The organism is Actinomadura napierensis, from assembly GCF_039529375.1.
Classification (GTDB): domain Bacteria; phylum Actinomycetota; class Actinomycetes; order Streptosporangiales; family Streptosporangiaceae; genus Spirillospora; species Spirillospora napierensis.
The window spans coordinates 1-666 of sequence record NZ_BAAAMR010000323.1; the positions used below are offsets into that span (position 1 = coordinate 1).

At 37.2% G+C, this 666-nt stretch carries 1 protein-coding gene; it reads left to right on the forward strand.

Going from position 1 to position 666, the window contains the following annotated elements:
- Positions 1-170: 170 nt before the first annotated feature.
- A partial coding sequence (paaA, locus tag ABD296_RS49725; RefSeq protein ID WP_344285594.1) for a 1,2-phenylacetyl-CoA epoxidase subunit PaaA occupies positions 171-666 on the forward strand: 496 nt, incomplete at its 3' end.

A 666-nucleotide genomic window follows, 5' to 3' on the forward strand; every position in this document is an offset into this window, starting at 1 on the left:
TTGATTTTTAAAAGTAAAAAAGTTTTTTACATTTAACTTAATTATATAAATTTCAATAGCTTGTATTGGTTTGTTGTTGTGGATTTAATTTGATACAAAAAAATTAGTTGACTTTGTTTTTTGTGTATCGAAAAATAGATTTAAGGGTGATACCTACAGGGAATAAAAGAATGGAAAACAATTACCAGAAATTTGAACAAAATATTGCCAATGAAATTACGATCGAGGCTAAGGATCAAATGCCTGATGCCTACCGCAAAACATTGATTCGTCAAATCGGGCAACATGGCCATTCTGAAATTGTAGGTATGTTGCCTGAAGGAAACTGGATTACTCGTGCGCCGACTTTAAAACGTAAAGCAGTTTTGCTCGCGAAAGTACAAGATGAAGCGGGTCATGGTTTATATCTGTATAGCGCGGCAGAAACCTTAGGTGCTGACCGTGATGACATGATGGAAAAGTTGATTAATGGGAAAATGAAATACTCATCAATCTTTAACTATCCAACTTTGACTTGGGCAGATGTCGCTGCAATTGGTTGGCTTGTCGATGGGGCAGCCATTGTGAACCAAGTTGCGCTTTGCCGTACTTCATATGGGCCATATGCACGTGCAATGGTACGTATTTGTAAAGAAGAAAGTTTCCACCAACGTCAAGGTTTTGAAG